Below are 20,662 nucleotides of genomic sequence, written 5' to 3'. Positions count from 1 at the left end.
GTTGGTTACCGGTTATTCTGGCGCTCCGCCTGAACCTTTGTCGTCCGATCCTTCCCCTGCCTCATCCCCTGCCTCAGGGCGGGTTTCGAAGACTTTGTCGACGAGGCCGAACTTTTTGGCTTCTTCAGCTTCGAGGAAGGTGTCGCGGTCCATCGCAGCTTCGATGTCGTCGAGGCTTTGGCCTGTGTATTTCACATAAAGATCGTTCAACCGAGTGCGAATGCGCAGGATTTCGCGCGCCTGAATTTCGATATCCGATGCCATACCGCGAGCGCCGCCCGATGGTTGGTGCACCATGATCCGCGCATTTGGCAACGCGACACGCATCCCCGGCTCACCCGCTGCCAGCAGGAATGAGCCCATGGAAGCCGCCTGACCGATACATACGGTGGATACGCGAGGCTTGATGTATTGCATCGTGTCATGGATCGCCATGCCCGCGGTCACAACGCCGCCGGGCGAGTTGATATACATCGAAATCGGCTTGGAAGGGTTTTCGCTTTCGAGGAAGAGGAGCTGCGCCACGATCAGCGAGGCCATATTGTCTTCGACCTGACCCGTTACGAACACGATGCGTTCGCGAAGAAGGCGCGAGAAGATATCAAACGCGCGCTCACCGCGTGAGGATTGCTCGACCACGGTCGGCACCAATGCGCCGGTCACGGGATCATGCCCAAACTGCCCTTGCGAGCCGAAGGTTTCGCCAGAATTGCCGAACAGATCGATCATCGAGTATTTCCTCATCAAGAATGTTGGCGTCCTATGTCGGACGGATAAGTCCATTCTTCAAGGGCGTTAACTTTGCTCTTGGGCAAAAGCTCCAAAAGTGCGAGGTTTGCGCCCATGAAAAAACCTCTCGTTTCGCTAATCGCGCTTTCGCTCGCCCTTGGCCCCGTTTCCCTCAATGCTCAGGAAAACCCACCCGAATATGACGCTGTCAAAGAGGTCGGCGAGCAGGTTGAGCGCATCAAGAAATATGATGACGGTGAAAACGGGCTCAATGCGGTCATTACCTATTCCTATACCGCCGGTTTCAAGGCGCGCGAGATGTCGGACGTGGGCATTTTGCGCGGGCGCACGGTGCTGGTGAAGGACAATATCGAGACAGAGGAATTTCCCACGACCGCAGGCAGTTTGGCGCTGCGACACAACTTCACTAGGCGGGATGCGCCTCTGATCGCCAATATGCGCGCGGCGGGCGGAGTGGTTCTGGGCAAAGCAAACCTGTCAGAATGGGCAAACATCCGTTCAAACAGCTCAACCAGCGGGTGGAGCGCGGTGGGAGGCCTTACCCGCAACCCTCACGCCATTGACCGCAATTCCTGCGGCTCTTCGTCGGGAAGCGGGGCAGCGGTGGCCGCTGGCTTTGCCTGGGGCGCGATTGGGACAGAGACCAATGGCTCGATCACCTGCCCTGCCTCCATCAACGGCGTGGTCGGGTTTAAACCCAGCGTTGGCATCGTTAGCCGCACCCATGTGGTGCCGATTTCCAGCACGCAGGACACCGCAGGGCCAATGACAAAGACGGTGTACGACGCTGCTTTATTGCTCACCGCGATTGCGGGCGAAGACCCCGCCGACAGCGCCACATCGGATGCAGTTCGGGTGAGCGACTACACCGCAGGTCTTAGCGATTATTCCCTTCAGGGCGTGCGCATTGGCGTGATGCGTGGTCAAATCGGTGACAACGATCAGGTCGAAAACGTGTTCGCCGCCGCCCTTGCCGACCTTGAACGCGCAGGCGCGGTGCTCGTGGATATCGAGCATGAAGTGAACACCGAAATGTACGGCAACAGCTTTACCGTTCTCTTGTTCGAACTGCGTAAAGAGATGGGCAAATATCTCGAGAGCATTCCTGCCATTGGAGGCGGCCCGGGCGAAACCGATAGCGACGTTGCACCGCGCAGCCTGGCCGACCTAATCGCATTCAACAAAGAGAATGCCGAAACAGAAATGCGCTGGTTTGATCAGGGGCTTTTTCAGGCAGCTGAAATGACAACCGACCGGGAGGCCTACGAAAAGGCGCGCGAAACGGCGGTGCGGATCGCGGGCAAAGAGACGCTCGACATGCTGTTTGCCAAGCACAATGTGCAATTCCTCATCGCGCCAACGCGCGGCCCGGCTTGGATGAGCGACCTTGTGCTGGGGGACCAGTTCAACGGCTCCATCGGGTTTGGCTCACCTGCCGCGATTGCAGGCTATCCGCACTTGACCGTGCCAATGGGCCGTGTGGAGCGTCTGCCGGTCGGGATCAGCTTCTTTGGGGCCAAATGGGCCGATCATGATGTGCTAAAAGTGGGCGCAGCGTATGAGCGGGCGCGCAGCGCCGAACTGCCGGAGCCAAGCTTCAAGCGCTGGTCGCCTGAAGGCTAAAACGAGAAAGCCCCGCCTGGAATATTCCGAGGCGAGGCTTTCGAATTTCTAGCCTTGGTTCTGCAAGATTATTTCTTAGCAGCAGGCTTCTTTGCTGGAGCCTTTTTGGCAGGCGCTTTTTTCGCGGCTGGCTTTTTCTCAGCCGTTTTAGCAGCAGGCTTTTTCGCCGGAGCTTTTTTAGCAGGTGCCTTCTTGGCCGCTGGCTTTTCTTCAGCGTCTTTAGCAGCTGCCTTTTTGGCCGGTGCCTTTTTCGCCGCTGGCTTCTTAGCCGGAGCTTTCTTCTTAGCGGGCGCCTTCTTAGCCTTCGCCGCTTCAGCTTCCTCATCCGCTTCAATCGCGGCCTGAAGCTCTTCAACGGTCACTTCACGCTCGGTCACGTCAGCCTTGTCGAATAGGAAGTCGACGACCTTGTCTTCGTAAAGCGGTGCGCGCAGTTGAGCGGCGGCCATTGGGTCTTGCTGAATGTACTGCATGAAGCGCTCGCGATCTTCTTCGCGATATTGCTGCGCTGCTTGCTGGATCAGCATCTGCATCTCTTGCTGGCTGACCTCGACATTGTTCGCCTGACCGATTTCGGAAAGGAGGAGGCCAAGGCGCACGCGGCGCTCAGCGATTGTCTTATAGTCATCCTTTTCAGCTTCGATCTCTTTGATCGCTGCTGCGGGATCTTCTTCCTTAGCGGCTTCCTGCTGAAGCTGAGCCCAGATTTGCTCAAATTCCGCATCGACCATTTGCGATGGCACTTCGAAATCGTGACCGGCGGCAAGTTGATCGAGAAGCTGACGCTTCATCTGCGTGCGAGTAAGGCCAGCGGTTTGCTGCTCAAGCTGCCCTGTCATGATCTCTTTGAGTTTGTCGAGGCTGTCGAGGCCAAGGTTCTTCGCAAACTCGTCGTCGATCTTGGTCTCGGTTTCGACCTTCACGGCCTTAACGGTAACATCGAAAGTCGCTTCTTTGCCAGCGAGGTTTTCGGCCTGATAATCCTCTGGGAAAGTCACGGTGATGGTTTTCTCATCACCGGTCTTTGAACCGACAAGTTGCTCTTCAAAGCCCGGAATGAACGCGCCCGAGCCGATCACAAGTGGAGCATCTTCGGCCTTGCCGCCTTCAAACTCTTCACCGTCGAGCTTCCCAACAAAGTCGATGATCAACTGGTTGCCGTCAGCCGCTTTCTTGGTTTTGGCTGCATCTTTATAGCTCTTGTTCGAGCCAGCAATGTTCGCAATCGCTTCTTCAAGTGCTTCATCGCTTACAGGAACCGTGAGCTTCTCAAGCTTCAACCCATCGGTGCTAGGCGCCTCAACCACTGGGAGCACTTCAAGCTCAACCGTGATCTCAGCGTCTTTGCCTTCCTCATAATCTTCGCCAAGCGAGACAGATGGCTGCATGGCGGGACGCAGTTCTTCCGACGCAATCATGCCATCGACCGATTCGCGAATCATGTCATTGACAGTCTGACCGTGAATTTGCTCGCCATGCATCTTCTTCACGAGATTGGCGGGGACCTTGCCCGGGCGGAAACCCGGCATTTTCACCTGCGGCGCGATCTTCTTGATCTCAGCTTCGATCTTCGCAGCGATTTCAGCGGCGGTGAGCGTGATAACATAGCCGCGCTTGAGGCCTTCGTTAGTGGTCTGCTTAATAGCCATGAGGTGGTACTTTACGCCTTCTTGAACAGAAATTTCGTCTCAACGCCTTAGGCCGACAGAGGGGCGAATATTGGTGCGGGCGAAGGGACTCGAACCCCCACATCTTGCGATACCAGAACCTAAATCTGGCGCGTCTACCAATTTCGCCACGCCCGCTTGCCCAGACGAAGCCGCGCGGGAAAACCAAAGTTGTCCCGCGCGCGTCAGAACAGGCCCCCTAAAGGCACCCAAGCAAAAGGGCAAGCGCCAACAACTCGTGCAGGCGTACTTGTCTCGCGCGGGCGAGGCGATTAAGGGCCCTTTCCCATGAGCGACGAAACAAATGCAAGCGACGTGCCCCCCGACCATCTCTCGGTCAATCCGCGCAGCCCCGTGTTTGACGCAGACGTGCTCCAGCGCGGCGTCGGCATCAAATTCAAGGACCGCGTGCGCACTGATATTGAGGAATACTCAATCTCAGAAGGCTGGGTCCGGGTGCAAGCGGGAAAGACCGTGGATCGCAAGGGCAACCCCCTGACGATCAAACTCAATGGCCCTGTTGAGGCGTGGTTTGAAGACCTTGGCGACGAACCACCCGTGGCAAAAAAGGGCTAAGCCCCGCAACGCTTGTTAGCGGCTGAACTTTGCAAAAGCGCGTTCAAACTCGCGGCTGGGGTTCGCCTTAACAGGCCCCCGGACACGCGGCATTGCCTGTTTTGGCTGCGACATTTCATCGCCATAGATGAACCCTGCAAGCGGCCACTTGGTGCGTCCCGGTGCTTGGATCGGATGATACCACACGCGCACTTGGCTCCAATCATTGTTGGGCGAGACGTCGATCGCTGGGACATTGCGCTCCACCTGTCCGCGTTTCCCGTTGATCTCTGACCAATTGGCATGCGTAAGGCGCACCGTGCGCGAATCGATCACTTCGCTAACATAAGCAACGTGCCCAAGGCGCATATTGCGATGGGGCTTAAACACCATCACCGCGCCTTCTTGCGGGCGTTTGCCCCGAGCGTATTTGCCATCCGCCTGATCCCACCACGTGCGCGCATCGCCGTAAATCTGGATGCCAGACAGCTCGCGCGCATAGGGAACGCATTGCAGATAGCTGGAGCTTTGCGCGACTGCGGGTGCAGGCGCGAGAACGACAGATGTGCTCGCCAGAGCGATGCTGGCAGCGATGAAAGGTTTAAGGTGGCAATTCATAATTACCCCTAATGACCCGGTAATCTTGATATGAACCTTTGGATAAGGGTTAATTCCGGGTTTACGCTGTTTCGTGTTTTTACGAGCCGTGACAACTATGGGCCGTAACATTTGGCGGCCCCTGACATTTGACGGCGGCGTATTTCGACAAAACTTGCTAATTGGCCGGTAAGGGGCCACTTGGCGGCCAGATTATCAGGCATCACCAATGAACTCGCTCGAAAAACCAACTGTCATTATCATCGGACGCCCTAATGTGGGCAAGTCGACGCTGTTCAACCGGCTCGTGGGCAAGAAGCTTGCGCTCGTCGATGATCAGCCCGGTGTGACCCGCGACCGCCGTTTGGGTGATGCGGAGATTGCGGGGCTGCAATTCACCGTGGTCGATACCGCCGGTTGGGAGGATGAGGATGAACTCAGCCTGCCCGGCCGCATGCGCAAACAAACAGAAGCCAGCCTTGAGGGCGCAGATGCAGCGATGTTTGTGGTGGACGCGCGCGCTGGTCTGACACCGCTCGACAATGAAATCTCCCGCTACCTTCGCGAACATGATGTGCCGATTGTACTGGTCGCCAATAAAGCAGAAGGGAAATTAGGCGAAGCTGGCGTCTTGGAAAGCTATGAGCTTGGCTTTGGCGAGCCCGTGGCTGTGTCCGCCGAGCATGGCGAAGGCATCGCAGACCTGTTCGGAGGGCTATGGCCAATCATTGGCGAAAAGGCCGATGCAGCCGAGGCTGCAGCAAATGCGCCGTTGGAAGAGGATGAAGACGCACCGCTTGGCCCGCTAAAGCTAGCAATTGTCGGGCGTCCCAATGCAGGCAAATCGACGCTCATCAACCGGCTGCTTGGCGAAGATCGCCTGCTGACCGGACCCGAAGCAGGCATTACCCGCGACTCCATTGCGATCGATTGGGAGTGGGAGGATAAACAATCCGGCACCACCCGCGAAATCCGCCTGATCGATACAGCGGGCATGCGCAAGAAGCGCAATGTAACCGAGAAGCTGGAAAAGCTTTCGGTCGCTGATGCAAGGCGCGCGGTGGATTTTGCTGAGGTCGTAGTGCTGCTGCTCGACGCAACACAGGGCCTTGAGCACCAGGATCTCAAAATCGCAGCGCTTGCTCTTGAAGAGGGCCGTGCGTTGATGGTTGCGATCAACAAATGGGATGTGGCCGAAAACGCCTCCTCCCTCTTCAACGGGATCAAAGCCGCGCTCCACGATGGCCTTGCGCAGGTGCGCGGACTTCCCGTTTTCGCCGTCAGCGCCAAGACCGGCAAAGGCCTCGACACTATGCTGAGCGCAGCCTTCACCTTGCGCGATAGCTGGTCCAAGCGCGTGCCCACCGCTGCCCTCAACCGCTGGTTCGACGATGCCCTTGCCGCCAACCCTCCGCCAGCGCCCGGTGGCCGCCGGATCAAGCTGCGATACATCACACAAGCAGGCACCCGCCCACCCCGCTTTGTGGTGTTCGGATCGCGCCTTGATGATTTGCCCAAAAGCTATGAGCGTTATTTGATCAACGGTATCCGCGCGAAATTAGGCTTTGAGGCGGTGCCGGTTCGCGTCACCTTGAAGAGCCCCAAGAACCCCTACAATGCCAACCGCGGCGGGGGCGGGAATTATTCGGGTGGCGATAAGAAAAGCTAACATCACGCCGATTTTGCGAAGAGGGCGTTCTTGCGATAGGTTGCCTTCATGCAGCCGATCCGCACAGATCAACGCCATCAGGGGCAAACGCGATTAACAGGTTCAGCCCCTGGCATCTTTTGGGCAGCAACAATCGCTTTGATGTGCCCTCTGGTGCTCGTCTCACTCTTCATGTTTGCCCCGGTCTCGACCGCGCTTGCCATCTCGGTTGCATTTGGCGCCTTTATTATGCGCTCAAGGATATGGCCTGAGTTGAGCGTTTTCCTTGCCGTGGTTGTCTGTGTTGCCCTCATCGCAACCGCATTCATTCTAATCCAAGAGCACTCACGCCGCGATTACGTCACCCAACGCATGATCGGGCCCCATTACCCCATTAACGCGTTGCCTTGGCTCAATATTTCTGCGGTGCAGCATGATATCGATCAATATGTGATGACAGATAAAGACATGGCAGCGTTGGACCTTTCCGGTGACGTCTTGATCCATACAGAGTTTTTTGAGCGCCGGTCACACGCCAACGAGGTCCGCTGCGATATGCGCTGTATAGCGCTGCTCACCAACCCCGATATCAAGAGCGTGACCATAAACCCCGCGCCCGATATCTGGCGAACCGGCCCCAAAGCAATTATGCCGGGATTTCAACCAGACCCGATCACATATTCAATCCGCAATTCGCCCAGATGCCAGTCACAATGGGACAATATGGATCTGACGCCGCCGTCCTACGAAAGCCCAGAGGCTCTCGCTGCTGCAATGTATGAGGCATTCTTGCGCAACGAACCTTGTCTTTTGTCGCGGCCTTTCGAGGAAGGCGCACAGTATCGGCACATCGTGGACCCGGAACTCAACAAAGTGATCTATTACACGCTGCCACCGGGCGCTGTGATTTAGCGTAAACTGCATGAAATGCCCGCTTTTGCATTGCGACGCTTGTGGCACACGCGCTTGACGCTAAAGCGGGGTGATGTTTTTTGATATCTCTACCGTGGGCGTTGCCAGTGAGCTGCTTCAGCAAACGGCATCGACATCGCGTGTGCGTGAGGCCGTTGAACTCAGCTTGGCGCCTGCGTTCCTCCTTGTCGGGATCGGCGGTCTGCTCAACGTGATGATGCAGCGCCTTGTCTGGCTGGCGGGCCGGATTGAGCGGATTTGTGTGAACTCCACGTCGCCCACGCCTGACTTTCTCAGCCGTATCCCTTTTGAAGTTGAAGTCGAATGGCTCTCCAAACGCCGCCGCCTTGTGCGGGTTGCGGTCAAGTTCTCCACCGCAGCCGCCGCTGTAATCAGCCTTGTGATCGCTCTTTTGTTCGTATCGGCATTTATAAAGCCCAATATCGGCGTGCTCGTTGCGGTTCTTTGGGTGACCACGATTGGGTTGTTGATCACGGGACTTGGCTATTTCCTGCGCGAATCTTTGATGGCTGCGGACAGTCCGCGAGAAAAGGAATAAGCGCGAGCCTGCTTGTTAATGCTTGAAGGGCGTGTCTGATTGGAAATAGGGTGTTCCCAACACATCGAGGTGGGGCCAACAATCCATGACTTTCCAAATATCCCTTTGCCTGCACGCAGCTTTGCTCTGCGTGTTCTCGGCCGCAGCAAGCGCGCGGGACGTTGCTCCTAACAGTGCCCATGACAGCGTTTCCGAAAGCGCTCCTATTAACGACAATCCAGCAGCCAAAGGCATTTTGCCCCCGGACCTATCGAGTGAGCAATTGGCGCAGATTTTCTCGGTTGTGCTCGAGGATGAAAGCTTTGGCGCGGCGATGGAGCCCATGATGGAGGAGCTAATGACGCTTGGCCCTCCTGAGAAGAATTGGAACACCAAAGGCATCTTCCTACCGGACTTCTTGGAAGCACGCGGAGGCGATGTCTCCGACCATATTCTTGTCAGCGAAGAGCAAAGCCCTTTTAGCTTAGTCACCTTTGGTGAGGAGCCAATTTCGCTGCCTAAAGGCTATCGAAGCTGGACGCTGGCTGCGCCGGTGCAAACACCGCAAAAGTACCATGCATTGGTTGGATTTGCTCCCGATTTCTGGATCGGCGGCGTTGCCGGATACACCCGCAAAGGGAATGCAATGTGCAGCTCGTTCGACATGGGTTTAACCCTCTACTCGGCCAAGAACACCGATGAGTGGGGCGAGCTTGAACTCGGGGCAAGCGCCGTGTTCTACGCCCTAATGGACACCACTGCGAAACTGACGATTTGCGAGGTCTATTACGAGCTTGACGATGGCAGCATCACATCGCGCATTTACACTCCCAAAGGGCAGCCCTTCACCGCGATGAATGCACAGAATGACCGGTATAAAATAAGGCCAGCCGCCAAAGCGACTGACCTTATTCGTAATGCCAAGATTTCAAATCTGTTCGCGGGGTAACAGGCGGTTTTATTAGCCCCAGATTATTCGCCTTTATCGCCCGCCGCGCGGCTGTTCAACTGAACGTAGTTTTCAAGGCCCATACGCTCGATCATATCAAACTGGGTCTCAAGAAAGTCCACATGCTCTTCCTCATTGTCGAGGATGTAGTTGAACAGATCGCGGCTGACATAGTCGCGCACGTTATCGCAATATTCTACCGCATCGCGCAGCAGCGGGATCGCGTCTTCCTCAAGAGCCATGTCAGCCTTGAGGATCTCAAGAACCGTCTCACCTACGCGAAGATTATGGATCGCCTGGAAGTTGGGGAGGCCGTTTAAGAACAGAACACGCGCAGCCAGCTTGTCGGCGTGCTCCATCTCTTCGATGGATTCTTTGCGCTCATACTCTGCAAGCTTGGTCACGCCCCAATCGTCGAGCACGCGGTAGTGCAGCCAATACTGGTTGATTGCGGTGAGCTCATTGGTGAGAGCTTTGTTCAAAAATTCGATGACTTTGGGGTCGCCCTTCATGGGTATGGGTCCTCTATCTCCAGATGCTGAATGCCCAGACATATAGAGGCAACTCCCATGGTTCGGCAAGGGTGCCTTCGTAATTTTTTGTTTTAAATCAGTGCCTTGCGAAGCCCTCGCAATTGCGAGTTAGCGCCTTATAATGCGACTACTTCGCAGAGTGTGCGGGCCGGATCGAGCGCGGCGACAAGAGCGCGCTCCTCTTCGATAGTTTTCTGAGCTTTCTCAAGGCACTGCCCGCAGTTCGGCTTTTTCCCAAGGCTTGCGTAGACCGTTTCGGCATCGCCGCCAGCGTCAAGCGCAGCTGCACGTAAGTCGGATTCGCGAATAGCGTTGCAAATGCAAGTGTACATAAGGCTCCAATAGCTCCTTGGGAATCACTCCTGCGAAGCGTTTGCAACACTTAGATATGCGAATTAATCGCAATAGCAAGGTAAAACTGCGCTCCGCTGTCGCTTTCTTTGCCACAACTGCGCCTTGCGCAGTGCCTATCGTTTGAGCGGGAATCGCTTGCGATAGGTCAAACAGCGCCACAGCCACTCAAGCGGGCCATAGCGGAACCGGTCGAGCCAAGGCTTGGACCAGGCTAGCATCACAATCCATGTGAGCACCGTCACAAGATAAAGCTGTGGCCTGGTAAGCTCGCCAAAAAGACCAAGTGCCCAACCATGGAACACAAACAGCATAAGCACCGATGTGCCCAGATAGTTGGTAAAGGCCGCCCTTCCCGCCGCGCGCACTCGCTCCGCAAGCCATCCGGTCCAAGCGGGCGAATACGCCACCAAAAGCGCAGCAATGCCCAGCACCATGGCAAGGCGCGGCAGAGGGCTCCAGGCAAGGAATGCGGCATTGCTTGCCCAATATTCAAACCCTGAGGCTCGTGCGACCATGCCAATAAGCAAGGTGACAAATCCGCCGCTGATCACGCCGATCCAGCCCCATAGAAGCATCTTGGTGCGATTGAACGAACCGCTGAAGAAGCCAAAGCGATACAGCGCCATTCCGATGAGCATCAATGGAAGGGTTTCGAGGAAGAATATGCTCGAATTGGCGAACGGGAAGTACCAATCCTCACTCAAGCGGTGCTGAACAAGGCCAAGATAATCACCTGATGTTTTGAGCGCTGTGACGATCTTATCATCGGCAAGCGCCTCGGTGACCCCATCGCTCATATCTTTGCGCACTTCTTCCATACCTTCAGCTTCGCCCAACGCAGTGTTGACGATGAAATAAGGGAATGAGAAAAGGGAATAAACGAAAGCGCCAAAGCCATAGACGGTCAGGCCCACGGCCATTTGCGTTTTCGCCTTCCACCTGATGCAAGTGAGAGCTAGCAATCCCAGCAAAGCGTACATCGCCAAAATATCGCCCATCCAGATGAAGAGGAAATGGATGTAGCCGAACACGAATAGGACACACAAACGCCACGCTTGCAGTTTGGCCGTGTCTCCCCTCGCCCATGCACGCTCCATAAACAGGTACATGCCTGCTCCGAACAAAAGCGTGAAAAGCCCGCGCATTTTGCCATCGACAAGGATAAATTGTGCGATCCAAAGCCAACCATCAGGGTCACCCGTCGGGCCAATCCAGGCCGCTGGATAGGTGTAAGCGTTAAACGGCTGTCCAAAGACAACGATGTTCGCTGCAAGAATGCCCATGACGGCGATCCCGCGGATAAAGTCGAGCGTTTCAATCCTGTCGCCTTTAGCGACCGGCCCTGTGTGAATTACTGGCTCCTGGGAACCAGACGTACCCTTAGCTTCATGCGGCGTTGTCGCAGCGCTCATAAATATCCCCCTGAGCCGTGTTTACAGCAAAGACTAGCATCACTGCAGCTCAGGGGAAGAGGGAAGAGAAATTTGAGGTGTAAGGGGCGCTTAAGGCCGCTTCACCAGGCAACCTTGTCCCTGACGTTTCAAGCTGTCGCAGGCGCGCTGTGCTTCGGCGCGGCTGTAAAAACCAACCGCTTGCAAGCGGGTGACATTGCCGCCCGGCACAAGCGATTTGCGGGTGCCTGAAAGAGCAGGATTTGCTTGCAGTTTTGACCACAGGCGATCTGCATTGCTCGATACGCCGAATGCTCCGAGTTGCACCCGCCAATCGCCAGTGCGGGTTGATGATTGCGCCCCCTGAAGGGAGGAGGCCTGAACCGGGGCTGGTGCAGGGCTCGTCATCACGGCTGGTGTTGGCGAAACGGGCGCTGCACGCGGGGCACGCTCTACAAATGCAGGACGCGGCTGTGTGATGGGAGCGCTTGAAGCTGCCGGATAGCTGCGTGCGGGCGTGCTATTTAGAGGCGCTTTGCTGCCAGGTGTCCCCAAATCTAGAGCTGCGAGTTCAGCGCTGCGGCGCTGCGCGGCTTTGCCTTCGAGCTCGCGCGCCACAGATTGCGCCATCTGACGCTGATCGATGGGAACATATTGGTCCATCTGCTTAAGCGCATTGGCCGCCTGCGGCAGTCCAGCGCCGTTCGCAAGCGTCAGGAGTGCATAGGCACGCACCCAATCTTTTTGCGCATAATCAGCATTAAAATGAGCAAGGCCCAGAACGTATTGCGCGCGCGGATCGCCGCGTTCTGCTGCGTCTGTGATAAGCGGCATCGCGTTTGCCTGCTGACCTTGTTGGAAGAGGAGAAGACCATAATTGTCCGCCGCCTTCACATGGCCTTTTTGTGCCGCTTCGGCGTAAAGCTCGCGGGCTCGGTTAATGTCGGCAGGAACTCCGCGGCCAAGGCGATAGGCCTGCGCAAGGTTAAAGAGCGCATCTGCATCGCCGTTGCTTGCAGGCAGCTGCCACTGTGCCACAGCCGTGGTGTAGTCGCCCGCGCTCCAAGCATCGACGCCTTGCTTAACATCGGCTGACGCAGGCGCTGCTGCAGCGGCTGCAGCTATAAGTCCAAGGCCCGCAATCGAGCGAATAAAGCCAGATTTAAAATCAATACCTTGTGCCATGGCGCTTGGTGTCCTTTGTGTAACCGCTCTTGTGTTAACTCGCTCGGACGAAATCGCATGCTTTCGCTAGAGCCTTCGCAGTTTTCCTAGCGCAAGAATGGTTAGCAAATTATTGACAGACACCGCCTGAGTGCCCGTTCGCAAGGGAGGGCAGCGCGGCCAACGTGTGCGGCGCGAGCTTAAATCGTGTTTGGCCCTCAATCGGGTGCAAATGGGCGAAGTAAGGCGATTAGCTGTTAACTCTAAATTAGGGGTAGTCTGCGATCCACGCAATTCAGAAGCCGCAATTGGGCGGTGTTTTTATAGGTCACATTTTAGGGGGACCTGCTTTGCGTGTACTAGCTTTGGCCTCGCAGAAGGGCGGATCGGGTAAGACAACCTTGTCCGGGCATTTGGCTGTTCAAGCACAGCGCGCTGGCGCTGGGCCGGTTGTGCTGATTGATATCGACCCACAAGGTTCGCTTGCCGATTGGTGGAATGAACGCGAGGCAGAATATCCTGCCTTTGCTCAAACCACCGTGTCGCGGCTCGCGAATGATCTGGCAGTGCTTCGTCAGCAAGGCTTTAAGCTTGCTGTCATCGATACACCGCCTGCAATCACAATGGCGATCCAATCAGTCATCTCTGTTGCAGAGCTTATTGTCGTACCAACCCGGCCAAGTCCGCATGACCTGCGCGCTGTGGGCGCAACGGTGGATTTGTGTGAGCGCGCCGGCAAGCCGCTGGTTTTTGTCGTGAATGCCGCAACACCCAAGGCCAAGATCACATCGGAGGCCGCTGTTGCCCTTTCGCAGCATGGCACAGTTGCACCCATCACCCTTCACCACCGCACAGATTTTGCCGCCTCGATGATCGATGGTCGCACGGTTATGGAAGTCGAACCAGAAGGCCGCAGTTCCGCAGAAATCAGCGCCTTGTGGAAATATATCTCTGACCGACTTGAGAAAAACTTCCGGCGCACAGTCTTCGCATCACCCGGCAGCGGGCACCAGGTCCAAGCCAATGGCGTTCAGCGCCCAGCAGGTGGCTTTGGCCGCCGCGTGGCGCAGTAACCGAAGGTGCCGCGCGCAATGTCGAGTGCCAGATCAGTGACGGGGACAAAAGCCCGGTCAAACACCGGATCAGATACCGGCTTTGCTTCGCTTGGACCAACTTTGCTTGCTCGCAAAGGCGGCGCCAAACCAGCAATGCGTCCACAACTCGCTCCCCTTCCCGAAGTGGGACCGATTGACACAGACAGCCTTGAGGATCTTGGCTGGAATGACATGGGAGAGGCAAGTCCGGGCAGCCCGGGTGGCCCGGGTGGACACGCACCTCGTAAGACGAAGGCGAAGGCCAAACCTAAACCCAAGTCGTCCAAAACCACCAAAGTTTCAAAAAAATCTGCCGCGTCAAAAGCAGACGCAAAAGCAGATAAGCGCCGCGCGGCGTTCACCTTGAGGCTGGATTCAGACCGTCACCTCAAATTGCGCCTTGCTGCGACCATGCACGGCATAAGCGCACAAGCCCTGGTGACCGATGCAATCGATGCAATGTTTGGCGAGATCGAGGACCTTGATGCCCTCGCAAGCCGAATGAAAAGAAACTGAATTTTAACCCTTTGCGGTAAATAAATGCCGCCAGAACAGTATTACGTTAGGGGAATTTGAAATGGCTTGCACAAACCAAGGTGTTGCCGCTGCGCGCAAAAGCAGCCCAAAGCTTCACCTAGTCCTTGGCTCCGCATTGGCGAGCCTTGCTCTGGCAAGTTGCGCATCATCTGCGCCTCCTGCGCAAGTTTCTTTCGATAAAGCGCAAGCCGCTCTTGAAAATGGTAAGGTCGATAAGGCGATTTCTCACGCCGAAGCCGCCGTGCTTGCGGCACCGCGCGACCCTGAATATCGCGCGATCCTTGGCTCTGCTTATCTCGAAGCGGGCCGTTACACATCTGCAGCATCAGCATTTGGCGATGCAATTGAACTGGGCGACATCCGCGGGCGCACCGTGCTGAGCTATGCTCTCACCCAAGTGGCCACCGGTGACAACCGGGCGGCCGTTAAAGTTCTCCAAGCGCGCCAAAACAGCGTACCTCGCGCTGATCTTGGTCTTGCCCTTGCCCTTGCTGGCGAAGCGGATCGCGGCGTTGAAATCCTCGTGAACACAATTCGCGAAGGCAATGGAACACCCAAAGCGCGTCAAAACCTCGCTTACGCCTATGCGCTGGCTGGCAATTGGCGGGCAGCGCGTGTGATGGCATCAGAGGATGTGGCACCGGACCAACTTGATACTCGCCTGTCTGATTGGGCCGCGACCGCGCGTCCGGAAGACCATATGGTGCGCGTATCCAACCTGCTTGGCCTACGGCCCGTATCGGATAGCGGTCAGCCGCAATATCTGGCGCTTTCGAACTTCCCAAGCCAGCCTGAGCTCGCAGCAGAAGCTGCACAAGTGGCTAAAGCGGATGAGACAATGGCGCCCAAAAGCGCTCCTGCCGCGCCGCGTCAAAGCGAAACGCTTGCCTTTAACGCAGGCGGTTTTGACAATGTGACACACAGCGCTTCGGCGCCTAAGCCCGCCGCACCTTCGGTTGCTGCACCTGTTGCAAAACCAAAACCAGCGCCGCGCCCTAGGCAGCAATTCGTTTCAAACGAAATTGTCCAAAAAATTGCAGCACCAAAGCCTGCCGCACCAAAGGTCGCCTCACGCGCTGCACCCAGCCGCGCAAGCGCTCCTAGCCGCAGTGCCCCGACCCGCAGTGCCCCGACCCGCAGCAATCCCGCCCGTGGTTCAGCCGACACACACCGCGTTCAACTCGGTTCATTCAACACCCGCGAAGTCGCCGAACAAAAATGGCGCGAATTCCAACGCCGCTATCCAAGCCTGAAGGGCCGCGATGTTGTCATCACCGAAGCTCAGGTAAATGGTCGCACATTCTTCCGTGTTGCCGCCGCAGGCTTTGGCGAGCGTCAAGCGCGTTCCATGTGCGGTTCCGTTAAGGCTACTGGCGGCGGCTGTTTCGCCTATGCCAAATCCAGCCCACCAGCCGGTGCCGTCAAGCGCAGCGTGCGTGTTGCCGCGCGCTAAACACCAAACAATTCCCCCCGCTTTAGCATTTTGATCAGCTTCAGCGAGACTGCCCCCGATAAGCTTTATGCTTTCGGGGGCATTTTTTGTTGACGCGCCTTAGCTTTCAATCGCCACGCCGCCTTTAACAAGCGCGCGCACCCTGCCCTGGACGCCCTGCATATCGAACGGCGTATTGTCAGCAGTCGCAGCCATCTTGCGGCGATCCACCACCCAAGGGGCCTCCGGGTCGATAATTGCGATATCGGCCTCTAACCCTACTGTGAGAGCGCCTGCTGGCACGCCAAGCAGCGTTGCGGGATTGCCCGCCAACAATTCGAAGGCTCGCGTCAGATCGATCACCTCATCGCGCACAAGGCCAAGGACCATCGCCAATAGGGTCTCAGCCCCTGCCATACCCGGTTCAGCATCGGCAAAAGGCAAGCGCTTGTCTTCTGGTCCGCGTGGATCATGGCCGCTGGAGATCACATCAACAGTGCCATCCCCGATCGCGCTGAGCGCTGCTTGCCAGTCCGCTTCGCTGCGCAAAGGCGGGGAGAGCTTTGTGAAGGTGCGAAAATCTGCTGTTGCAAGGTCTGAGAGCATAAAATGCGCAGGGGTGATCCCGCAGGTTACGCCCACACCGCGGGCCTTGGCCGCGCGCACCAGATCAAAGCCAGCCGCCGTTGTGACTTGGCGCAAATGGAGCCGCCCGCCGCTGAGCTCAGTCAAAGCAATATCGCGCGCAATTGCCAGAGTTTCCGCCTCGGCAGGCGCGCTTGGGAGGCCCAATCGGGTCGCAAACTCTCCCGCGGTCGCTGCCGCCTCGCCAATGAGCCCTGCATCTTCTGAATGGGTCACAACCACCAGATCCAGCATCGCTGCATATTGCAAGAGGCGCAGCATAACGCCGCTATCGGCGATCCATTTGCGCCCTGTGGCAATGCCCTTTGCGCCCGCGTCACGCATGAGCGCGATTTCAGCAAGTTCGCGCCCCTCAAGCCCGCGTGTCGCAGCCGCTAGAGGGTGGACCCACAAGTCAGGCTTTCCGCTTTTTGCGATGTAATTGACCCGGCTCGGGTAATCGAGCGGCGGGGATTGGTCGGGCATCAAAGCTGCACGGGTAATGCCGCCAAAATGAAACGCAGGTTTATCCACGGCGAAAACACCAAGGTCGATGATACCCGGCGTTATCAGCTTGCCTTTGGCGTGGAGGACCTTGTCGCCTTCCTCTGGAGCAAGATCACCGCCTACCGCCGCGATCACTCCATCAACACAGCGCACCCCCTTCAATGAGGCCTTTGGAAGTGACGAGCGTTCCGCCCGCGATGGTCAAGGGTCGTGACTGTTTCATGCGACCCACCCCTCAACACCGCGAGTGCCACGGGTGAGCACATCCAAACACGCCATGCGGATGGCAACGCCCATTTCCACCTGGCTGGTGATGATTGAACGGTCGAGCATATCTGCCACTTCGCTATCGATTTCTACGCCGCGGTTCATGGGCCCTGGATGCATGACCAAAGCATCAGGCGCCGCGCGCTGCAACCGCGCTTTGGTCAGCCCATACAGGTGGTGGTATTCGCGCGCAGAAGGGATGAATTGGCCCGACATCCGCTCTGACTGAAGCCGCAGCATCATAACCACATCGCAACCTGCAAGTGCAGCATCGAAATCATGGAAAGGCTCTGCTCCCATCATCTCCACCCCTTGCGGCATAAGAGCAGGCGGTGAGCACAAACGCACTTGTGCCCCCATCGCTTGGAGGCAAAGTATGTTCGAGCGCGCAACGCGGCTGTGCAAAATGTCGCCGCAAATCAGAACCGTTCGCCCGGTGAAATCCTCCGTCGCCTCGCCTCTCGATGCCAGAGCCTGGCGAAGAGCGAGCGCATCGAGAAGCGCCTGTGTGGGGTGTTCGTGTTGTCCATCGCCTGCGTTCAAAACGGGGCAATCCACCTTGTCTGCGATCAGCTGTGTCGCACCGCTTGAACCGTGCCGGATCACAATCGCATCAGCCCGCATGGCGTTCAATGTGATCGCTGTATCGATCAGTGTCTCGCCTTTCTTAACGCTTGATTGTGCGGCGTGCATATTCACCACATCTGCGCCAAGGCGTTTGCCCGCAATCTCGAAGCTCAAAAGCGTGCGGGTGGAGTTTTCAAAAAACGCATTGATGATGGTGAGCCCACTCAGGAGATCAGCGCGCTTGTTTCGCCCACGATTAAGGTCGACCCATTCCTCAGCTGATGCCAGCAAATAGAGGATTTCGTGCCGTTCAAGCTGGCTTATGCCGGTGAGATCACGATGGGGGAAAGCGAGGCGGCCTTCGGGAAATCGTCCGGAGCCTGACACTCCGGTCAACGTTGAGGCTTCGCTTGGATTTGGCGTCTGGTTCATTAAAGCCAAGCCCTTAGTCGAGACATGTGCAACGCTCAACCCATGAAGGCCTCACTTCCCCTAGAAGTTTACGCGGGGCCCGTTATACGTCAAAGGAACTGCATGGGCTGCAAAAGCGTTAATGCGTGCAAGCCAACCAGGTCACGCACAGATAAGGAATAAGAATGAGCTTTTTGGGTAAAGCATGGAAGGTCATCGTCGGCATCAAAGACGGACTTGTTCTTGTATTCATGCTGCTTTTCTTCATCGCTCTTTTCAGCATCCTTTCAGCAGCTCCCAACCCTGGCCAAGTGCGCGAAGGCGCGCTCCTTATCGATATGTCGGGCTACGTTGTTGAAGAAAAAAGCGAGGTTGATCCCTTCCAGGCTTTGCTAAGCGGGACAGCTCCACCGGTCGAACTTCGCGCCCGTGATCTTGTCCGCGCACTTGATGCAGCCGCGACCGATGAACGCGTGAAAGCGGTTGTGATGGACCTTGGCGGATTTATTGGCGGGGGTCAGGTGCACATGCAGTCTATCGCTGATGCAATGGACCGGGTGCGCAAAGCTGATAAGCCGGTCCTCACATACGCCTTGGGTTATGGCGATGACCACATGCATCTTGCCGCTCATGCCAGCGAGGTTTGGGTCGACCCGATGGGCGGCGCAACAATCGTTGGTCCCGGCGGCGCGCGGCTTTATTACGCGGACCTTCTTGAAAAGCTGAAAGTCAACGTGCGTGTGTATCGCGTGGGCACCTTTAAGTCGGCGGTGGAGCCTTATCTGCTCGATGGGCCATCCGATGCAAGCCGTGAAAACCTGGAGGCGCTTTACGGCTCTTTGTGGGAAGAGTGGCAGGCGAATGTAAAGAAAGCGCGCCCCTCGCTGGAACTGGACCGGGTGACCAAAGACCCTGTCGCATGGGTCGAGGCATCGTCCGGCGACCTTGCCAAAGCAGCGCTTGACGCAGGGCTCGTCGACACAATTGGCACGAAGGTCGAATTTGGCAAACACGTGGCACAAATCGCTGGTGAAGATGCGTTTGACGAAACACCTGGCGCCTATGCCAAAAGCGACCTTGCCCCGTTCTTGGCTGACGTAGGGCCCGGCACTGGATCATCCAGCAACAAAATCGCGGTGGTAACCGTTGCCGGCGTCATCGTCGATGGCGAAGCGGGACCCGGCACCGCCGGAGGCGCGCGCATTGTTGGCCTTCTCGACGACGCCTTTAGCAATGATGACATCAAAGGGCTTGTTGTCCGGGTCGATTCCCAGGTGGCTCAGCCATCGCATCTGAAGACATCCGCCAAGCGGTCGAGCGTTACCGTGCTGAAAAAGATGTGCCTGTCGCTGTCTCTTTTGCCAATGTCGCTGCAAGCGGCGGCTATTGGGTCGCCACGAAAGCAGACCGCATTTTTGCCCAGCCTGAGACAATCACCGGCTCGATCGGCGTCTTTGCTGTCATTCCAACGTTTGAGGGCACTGCGGATGAAATCGGCGTGAGCGCGGGCGGGTATCGAACCACCCCCTTGTCCGGTCAGCCTGATTTGATCGATGGCTTTTCACCTGAGCTTGACGCCATTTTGCAAGCCGGGATCGAAGACACCTACACCGACTTTCTTACCATCGTTGGCGAAGCACGCGGCATGACAACCGACAAAGTCGATGACATCGCGCAAGGCCGCGTTTGGGATGGCGGCACTGCGCGTCAACTGGGCCTTGTCGATCAATTCGGCGGGCTTGAGGATGCGATGCAATGGGTGGCCTCAGAAGCGGGCCTTGAAGAAGACGATTGGAGCGCGATGTTCCTTGGCACTGCTCCTGGCAATTACGATTCCCTGATCCGTCAGCTCGTGACCAATGCAGTGGCACCAAAGGTCACCGCACCGCGTAGTGACCTGTTCGCAGCGACCGCTCGTCAGCGCGATGTTTTGATTGGCCAATTGGCGCATGATGCAAAGATGCTTTCCGGGACGCAGGGCATTCAGGCCTATTGTCTTGAGTGTCCCACCAGTCCTCAATCCGTCAGTGCACGGGACGGTGACGGCCTATTGAAGGTCATTGGCGCATGGCTGGCTGACTGAACACAGCTGCGCTAACCCACCGAGCGAACGTCGCTCGCCGGTTCGCGCCGTGCTGCAATGCGATCGAGATAATTGCCCATCTCAACAAGCCCCTTGGACGAAAGACGCAGATATATCTGCTTCACCTCATCCTCGTCGCGGTAAGCAAACACAAGGTCCTTGCTCTCAAGGAGCTCAAGCCATCGCAAGGTCGAAGTCGCCGGTAAGCTTGTGGCGCTTGCCACCCGCTCAATCTTGACGCCCCGGCCCTGCGAATGGCCTTGAAAGAGGTACAGGAGGATGTCCCAAGCAGGCTCACCGAAAAGCTCGCTATCCGCGAACAGCTCTGTTCGAGCTTGTCTTTCTCGGTACAGCCGTGTCGCAACTTGGGTTCTAGTCTCACGCGATGGCTTGAACGCCATCGACGTATTCTTGGAAGCCATTTGTCATTTCAGCCTTGATAATCCCAACCGCCATAAA

General features: G+C 56.7%; 19 protein-coding genes, 1 tRNA gene and 2 pseudogenes. 11 read left to right on the top strand and 11 right to left on the bottom strand.

Annotation, left to right across the window (positions count from 1 at the left end; all coding sequences use genetic code 11):
• Nucleotides 1-12 precede the first annotated feature (12 nt).
• The gene (locus AC0V61_RS11050) at nucleotides 13-729 is read right to left on the bottom strand and encodes an ATP-dependent Clp protease proteolytic subunit (RefSeq protein ID WP_486157502.1); all 717 of its coding nucleotides are present in this window, start codon (nucleotides 727-729) and stop codon (nucleotides 13-15) included.
• 114 nt (nucleotides 730-843) lie between these two features.
• Between AC0V61_RS11050 and AC0V61_RS11045 the strand changes: the two genes are divergently transcribed.
• Nucleotides 844-2,373 (top strand): amidase, encoded by a 1,530-nt coding sequence (locus AC0V61_RS11045; protein WP_486157500.1) that lies wholly within the window; start codon nucleotides 844-846, stop codon nucleotides 2,371-2,373.
• 68 nt (nucleotides 2,374-2,441) lie between these two features.
• Here AC0V61_RS11045 and tig read toward each other — a convergent pair whose 3' ends face one another.
• The gene (gene tig, locus AC0V61_RS11040; RefSeq protein WP_486157498.1) at nucleotides 2,442-4,022 is read right to left on the bottom strand and encodes a trigger factor; all 1,581 of its coding nucleotides are present in this window, start codon (nucleotides 4,020-4,022) and stop codon (nucleotides 2,442-2,444) included.
• 71 nt (nucleotides 4,023-4,093) lie between these two features.
• A tRNA-Leu gene (locus AC0V61_RS11035) sits at nucleotides 4,094-4,178 on the bottom strand.
• 150 nt (nucleotides 4,179-4,328) lie between these two features.
• Here AC0V61_RS11035 and AC0V61_RS11030 point away from each other — a divergent pair.
• The gene (locus tag AC0V61_RS11030; RefSeq protein WP_486157496.1) at nucleotides 4,329-4,616 is read left to right on the top strand and encodes a DUF3297 family protein; all 288 of its coding nucleotides are present in this window, start codon (nucleotides 4,329-4,331) and stop codon (nucleotides 4,614-4,616) included.
• Between the two features lie 15 nt (nucleotides 4,617-4,631).
• Here the strand turns inward: AC0V61_RS11030 and AC0V61_RS11025 are convergent, their stop codons facing one another.
• Entirely contained in the window at nucleotides 4,632-5,213 is a 582-nt protein-coding gene (locus tag AC0V61_RS11025) for a CHAP domain-containing protein (protein WP_486157494.1), read from the bottom strand.
• 208 nt (nucleotides 5,214-5,421) lie between these two features.
• Between AC0V61_RS11025 and der the strand changes: the two genes are divergently transcribed.
• From der to AC0V61_RS11005, 4 genes are all read left to right on the top strand, one after another.
• The gene (gene der, locus AC0V61_RS11020) at nucleotides 5,422-6,861 is read left to right on the top strand and encodes a ribosome biogenesis GTPase Der (RefSeq protein ID WP_486157492.1); all 1,440 of its coding nucleotides are present in this window, start codon (nucleotides 5,422-5,424) and stop codon (nucleotides 6,859-6,861) included.
• A 48-nt stretch (nucleotides 6,862-6,909) separates the two neighbouring features.
• Nucleotides 6,910-7,752: a hypothetical protein gene (locus AC0V61_RS11015; protein ID WP_486157490.1), complete on the top strand. Its 843-nt coding sequence runs from the start codon at nucleotides 6,910-6,912 to the stop codon at nucleotides 7,750-7,752.
• 73 nt (nucleotides 7,753-7,825) lie between these two features.
• Nucleotides 7,826-8,311 carry a DUF2721 domain-containing protein gene (locus AC0V61_RS11010; RefSeq protein ID WP_486157489.1) on the top strand — a complete coding sequence of 162 codons (486 nt, stop codon included), beginning with the start codon at nucleotides 7,826-7,828 and terminating at the stop codon, nucleotides 8,309-8,311.
• A gap of 85 nt (nucleotides 8,312-8,396) precedes the next feature.
• Nucleotides 8,397-9,239 carry a hypothetical protein gene (locus AC0V61_RS11005; protein ID WP_486157487.1) on the top strand — a complete coding sequence of 281 codons (843 nt, stop codon included), beginning with the start codon at nucleotides 8,397-8,399 and terminating at the stop codon, nucleotides 9,237-9,239.
• 23 nt (nucleotides 9,240-9,262) lie between these two features.
• Here the strand turns inward: AC0V61_RS11005 and bfr are convergent, their stop codons facing one another.
• The 4 genes from bfr to AC0V61_RS10985 form a co-directional block, all read right to left on the bottom strand.
• Nucleotides 9,263-9,751, bottom strand: coding sequence for a bacterioferritin (bfr, locus tag AC0V61_RS11000; protein ID WP_486157485.1), 489 nt, complete (start codon nucleotides 9,749-9,751; stop codon nucleotides 9,263-9,265).
• Between the two features lie 137 nt (nucleotides 9,752-9,888).
• Complete coding sequence (locus AC0V61_RS10995) at nucleotides 9,889-10,104, bottom strand: (2Fe-2S)-binding protein (protein WP_486157483.1); 216 nt, start codon at nucleotides 10,102-10,104, stop codon at nucleotides 9,889-9,891.
• A 135-nt stretch (nucleotides 10,105-10,239) separates the two neighbouring features.
• Nucleotides 10,240-11,538 (bottom strand): DUF418 domain-containing protein, encoded by a 1,299-nt coding sequence (locus AC0V61_RS10990; RefSeq protein WP_486157481.1) that lies wholly within the window; start codon nucleotides 11,536-11,538, stop codon nucleotides 10,240-10,242.
• A 90-nt stretch (nucleotides 11,539-11,628) separates the two neighbouring features.
• On the bottom strand, nucleotides 11,629-12,702 hold the full coding sequence (locus tag AC0V61_RS10985) for an SPOR domain-containing protein (protein WP_486157479.1): 1,074 nt from the start codon (nucleotides 12,700-12,702) through the stop codon (nucleotides 11,629-11,631).
• Between the two features lie 329 nt (nucleotides 12,703-13,031).
• Here AC0V61_RS10985 and AC0V61_RS10980 point away from each other — a divergent pair, with 329 nt between their 5' ends.
• The 3 genes from AC0V61_RS10980 (at nucleotide 13,032) to AC0V61_RS10970 (ending at nucleotide 15,765) form a co-directional block, all read left to right on the top strand.
• On the top strand, nucleotides 13,032-13,754 hold the full coding sequence (locus tag AC0V61_RS10980) for an AAA family ATPase (RefSeq protein ID WP_486157477.1): 723 nt from the start codon (nucleotides 13,032-13,034) through the stop codon (nucleotides 13,752-13,754).
• An 18-nt stretch (nucleotides 13,755-13,772) separates the two neighbouring features.
• Nucleotides 13,773-14,291 (top strand): type II toxin-antitoxin system HicB family antitoxin, encoded by a 519-nt coding sequence (locus AC0V61_RS10975; RefSeq protein WP_486157476.1) that lies wholly within the window; start codon nucleotides 13,773-13,775, stop codon nucleotides 14,289-14,291.
• A gap of 61 nt (nucleotides 14,292-14,352) precedes the next feature.
• Nucleotides 14,353-15,765 carry an SPOR domain-containing protein gene (locus AC0V61_RS10970; RefSeq protein ID WP_486157474.1) on the top strand — a complete coding sequence of 471 codons (1,413 nt, stop codon included), beginning with the start codon at nucleotides 14,353-14,355 and terminating at the stop codon, nucleotides 15,763-15,765.
• Between the two features lie 99 nt (nucleotides 15,766-15,864).
• Here the strand turns inward: AC0V61_RS10970 and AC0V61_RS10965 are convergent.
• Both AC0V61_RS10965 and AC0V61_RS10960 read right to left on the bottom strand, forming a co-directional pair.
• A pseudogene (locus AC0V61_RS10965) lies at nucleotides 15,865-17,098 on the bottom strand (dihydroorotase).
• The gene (locus AC0V61_RS10960; RefSeq protein WP_486157472.1) at nucleotides 17,095-18,141 is read right to left on the bottom strand and encodes an aspartate carbamoyltransferase catalytic subunit; all 1,047 of its coding nucleotides are present in this window, start codon (nucleotides 18,139-18,141) and stop codon (nucleotides 17,095-17,097) included. The pseudogene AC0V61_RS10965 and the gene AC0V61_RS10960 overlap by 4 nt, the downstream one beginning before the upstream one ends.
• A 164-nt stretch (nucleotides 18,142-18,305) precedes the next feature.
• Here AC0V61_RS10960 and AC0V61_RS10955 point away from each other — a divergent pair.
• Together AC0V61_RS10955 and AC0V61_RS10950 are read left to right on the top strand one after the other, a co-directional pair.
• Nucleotides 18,306-19,064 (top strand): annotated as a pseudogene (locus AC0V61_RS10955) (S49 family peptidase); the annotation flags it as partial.
• 395 nt (nucleotides 19,065-19,459) lie between these two features.
• Nucleotides 19,460-20,203 (top strand): S49 family peptidase, encoded by a 744-nt coding sequence (locus tag AC0V61_RS10950; protein ID WP_486157471.1) that lies wholly within the window; start codon nucleotides 19,460-19,462, stop codon nucleotides 20,201-20,203.
• A gap of 11 nt (nucleotides 20,204-20,214) precedes the next feature.
• On the opposite strand, the gene AC0V61_RS10945 is transcribed toward AC0V61_RS10950, so the two are convergent.
• The gene (locus tag AC0V61_RS10945; RefSeq protein ID WP_486157470.1) at nucleotides 20,215-20,625 is read right to left on the bottom strand and encodes a hypothetical protein; all 411 of its coding nucleotides are present in this window, start codon (nucleotides 20,623-20,625) and stop codon (nucleotides 20,215-20,217) included.
• Nucleotides 20,626-20,662: the final 37 nt, after the last annotated feature.

It is taken from the genome of Erythrobacter sp. JB1-4 (assembly GCF_057365025.1).
This window is presented reverse-complemented; position numbering and strand designations above follow the sequence as displayed.

Coding starts and splice junctions, on each gene's coding strand:
- AC0V61_RS11050 (WP_486157502.1), bottom strand. CDS start 729: ATGATCGATCTGTTCGGCAATTCTGGCGAAACCTTCGGCTCGCAAGGG.
- AC0V61_RS11045 (WP_486157500.1), top strand. CDS start 844: ATGAAAAAACCTCTCGTTTCGCTAATCGCGCTTTCGCTCGCCCTTGGC.
- tig (WP_486157498.1), bottom strand. CDS start 4,022: ATGGCTATTAAGCAGACCACTAACGAAGGCCTCAAGCGCGGCTATGTT.
- AC0V61_RS11030 (WP_486157496.1), top strand. CDS start 4,329: ATGAGCGACGAAACAAATGCAAGCGACGTGCCCCCCGACCATCTCTCG.
- AC0V61_RS11025 (WP_486157494.1), bottom strand. CDS start 5,213: ATGAATTGCCACCTTAAACCTTTCATCGCTGCCAGCATCGCTCTGGCG.
- der (WP_486157492.1), top strand. CDS start 5,422: ATGAACTCGCTCGAAAAACCAACTGTCATTATCATCGGACGCCCTAAT.
- AC0V61_RS11015 (WP_486157490.1), top strand. CDS start 6,910: ATGCAGCCGATCCGCACAGATCAACGCCATCAGGGGCAAACGCGATTA.
- AC0V61_RS11010 (WP_486157489.1), top strand. CDS start 7,826: ATGTTTTTTGATATCTCTACCGTGGGCGTTGCCAGTGAGCTGCTTCAG.
- AC0V61_RS11005 (WP_486157487.1), top strand. CDS start 8,397: ATGACTTTCCAAATATCCCTTTGCCTGCACGCAGCTTTGCTCTGCGTG.
- bfr (WP_486157485.1), bottom strand. CDS start 9,751: ATGAAGGGCGACCCCAAAGTCATCGAATTTTTGAACAAAGCTCTCACC.
- AC0V61_RS10995 (WP_486157483.1), bottom strand. CDS start 10,104: ATGTACACTTGCATTTGCAACGCTATTCGCGAATCCGACTTACGTGCA.
- AC0V61_RS10990 (WP_486157481.1), bottom strand. CDS start 11,538: ATGAGCGCTGCGACAACGCCGCATGAAGCTAAGGGTACGTCTGGTTCC.
- AC0V61_RS10985 (WP_486157479.1), bottom strand. CDS start 12,702: ATGGCACAAGGTATTGATTTTAAATCTGGCTTTATTCGCTCGATTGCG.
- AC0V61_RS10975 (WP_486157476.1), top strand. CDS start 13,773: ATGTCGAGTGCCAGATCAGTGACGGGGACAAAAGCCCGGTCAAACACC.
- AC0V61_RS10970 (WP_486157474.1), top strand. CDS start 14,353: ATGGCTTGCACAAACCAAGGTGTTGCCGCTGCGCGCAAAAGCAGCCCA.
- AC0V61_RS10960 (WP_486157472.1), bottom strand. CDS start 18,141: ATGAACCAGACGCCAAATCCAAGCGAAGCCTCAACGTTGACCGGAGTG.
- AC0V61_RS10945 (WP_486157470.1), bottom strand. CDS start 20,625: ATGGCTTCCAAGAATACGTCGATGGCGTTCAAGCCATCGCGTGAGACT.